This is a genomic window from Atopococcus tabaci DSM 17538, assembly GCF_000429585.1.
GTDB lineage: Bacteria > Bacillota > Bacilli > Lactobacillales > Carnobacteriaceae_A > Atopococcus > Atopococcus tabaci.
Genome location: NZ_AUCD01000113.1, coordinates 1 through 2486, shown reverse-complemented (window position 1 = coordinate 2486; position 2486 = coordinate 1). Strand labels below are relative to the sequence as shown.

The following is a 2486-nucleotide window of genomic DNA, read 5'->3' as shown; positions in this document are numbered from 1 at the left end:
CCTAAACCAAGAGCCAAAACAGACAGCAATATACCGATTAGGTATGGCCACGTTTTCCCTCGGTGGGGGTGGCTAACTTAAACTTGAAATTTACGCATGAAAAAAAGTGACTAAAAGTAGGATATTTTGTAATAGATAGTGCATTGAACGTAAAATATATCTCAATAATCATTATACGTAAACATTATGATGTTTAAAAAAAATATTGTATATATATGATGTCAAAAAAATTAGAGTTGAGGAAGGGAAAGCATGTGCAATATTAGCTTAATTATTCCAATATATAATACTCCCAAATCCAAATTAATAAGATGTTTGGAATCAGTAATGTCACTGCAGAATTTAAGTTTTGAAGTTCTTTTAATAAATGATGGATCAGACAGTTACATAGAAGAAGTTTGTCTTAAATTTGTAAGTCGATTTAAGAATTTCAAATATATGTATAAACCAAATGGGGGTGTGAGTTCTGCAAGGAATTTAGGGTTAAAAAAAGCAAGAGGCAGTTATATTATGTTTGTAGATTCTGACGACATACTGCACGCAGAAAAAATTGACAAAAAAATTTTGAAGAATAATCCGGATACCATTATTTATGATAATATTGTTAACACTCAAATAAAAAAAACTTTTTGTGGAAATGAAGATTATGTTGAACACGATGAAGCAATGGAATTAGCATTAACATCTAATAAGCTTAATACAGTATGGGGAAAATTATTCAAACGAAAATACATCCTTGAAAACAATATTATATTTAACAGGAATTTAGTTTCAGGAGAAGATTTCTACTTTATGCTTGATGTGCTATCTAATAAGCCAATTATTTATTACATCCCTGAAACAGTTTATGAATATGACTATAATGTTGAAACTTCCATCATAAGGACATCTAAATATGGATTAAAGATGTTAGACAACATAGTTTTAAATTACATGCTTAAAAAAAAGTATATTACAATTTTAAATAAAGAAGTAGAAAAGAGAGTCGCACTCCAATCTATAAACGACTTAATTAATACTTATTTTTCTTATATTTGTAATCTGTTATTATTAAAATTTTCAACAGACGAAATTGCTCTTAAAATAAATGAACTAACACAATTAGTCGAAGGGAATCAATCAACGTTTGCATTATTATCAAATAAATCCAAGATAAAATATGTTCTTATAAAAAAAAGAAATTGGAGAAAACTGAAGTTTTTAGCTTTAATAAGAAAGCTACACTTAAATCTAACATGAAAAATGTCCATGAAGGAGAAAAAAATGAGAAAGAATATATTAATAGAAGCTTATACTGCTTCTAATTTAGGTGACGACTTATTTATAAAGATATTATGTGAAAGATATCCGTATACAAATTTTTATTTAGCGTGCAAAAAGAAGTATAGTGAGGCATTTATTAATATACCTAATCTAGAGATTATCTCTCCAATCCCTTATATAGATACAGTATTATCAAAAATTAAAGTAGGTTTTAGTGTGAATGAGTTTATTAGAAGAAAAAAAATGAAGAAGTACGATGCTGTAGTTCATATTGGTGGATCTATATTTATGCAGATAGGAAATTGGAAAAAAAGAGTAGAATATTTACATACTACTAATACTATATATAATATACCTTCTTTTTTTATCGGATGTAATTTTGGTCCCTTCGTAGACCAAAAATTTTATGATGACTATAAAAACGTTTTTTCCGAGGCTGCAGATATTTGCTTTAGAGATTCATATTCTTATGAATTATTTAAAGAAATACCAAATGTACGTTTAGCTCCTGATGTAGTTTTTTCGTTAAGCGATGCAGAAGGAGTGGAAAGTCAGAATACGGTGGTTATTTCTGTAATTGATTTAGAAAATAGAGTGAAGTTAAAACCATACAAAGTAGATTATGTGAATAAAATTACCGAAATTGCTAAAGAGTTTATTAAAAACGATTATAATGTGAACTTCATCAGTTTCTGTGAAGCGGAGGGTGATGAACAAACTATTAAGGAAATTATGAATGAGCTAGACTCTTCGGAAAAAAAATATATAGATGCATTTTATTATAAAGGAGATATAAATAAAGCCCTTTCGGTAATCAAAAAATCCCAGTATGTAATATCTACTAGGTTTCATGCTATGATTTTAGGATGGAAGTATAATAAGATAGTATACCCGTTAATTTATAGTGATAAAACTTATAATGTAATAAAAGATACAAATTTTCTAAATGGATATACATGGATAGAAAATATCAGAGAACTAGATGTAAGTAATTTATTCAAACAAGTTACTAATGCTACACCTCATGTTATCGATAATGAAGTTCGTAATTCAGAAGAACACTTTTCTGTTTTAGATGCGTTTATAAATAAAGTTGAATAGAGGTTCTTTTATCTTACTTCATTAAATAAAACTTGAATTGTAAAATTAAGCTAGAAAAATAGAAAACCATTTGTGATACACTCTCACTAAGTTCCAACCACGAAAATTAGAGGAGTGACCAC

General features: G+C 28.0%; 2 protein-coding genes. Both read left to right on the top strand.

Going from position 1 to position 2486, the window contains the following annotated elements; genetic code table 11:
* Positions 1-252: 252 nt before the first annotated feature.
* A complete protein-coding gene (locus G470_RS0111470) occupies positions 253-1239 on the top strand; it encodes a glycosyltransferase family 2 protein (RefSeq protein ID WP_028274912.1) in 987 nt (328 codons plus the stop codon).
* A gap of 24 nt (positions 1240-1263) precedes the next feature.
* Positions 1264-2364, top strand: coding sequence for a polysaccharide pyruvyl transferase family protein (locus G470_RS0111465; protein WP_028274911.1), 1101 nt, complete (start codon positions 1264-1266; stop codon positions 2362-2364).
* The last annotated feature ends 122 nt before the right edge of the window (positions 2365-2486 follow it).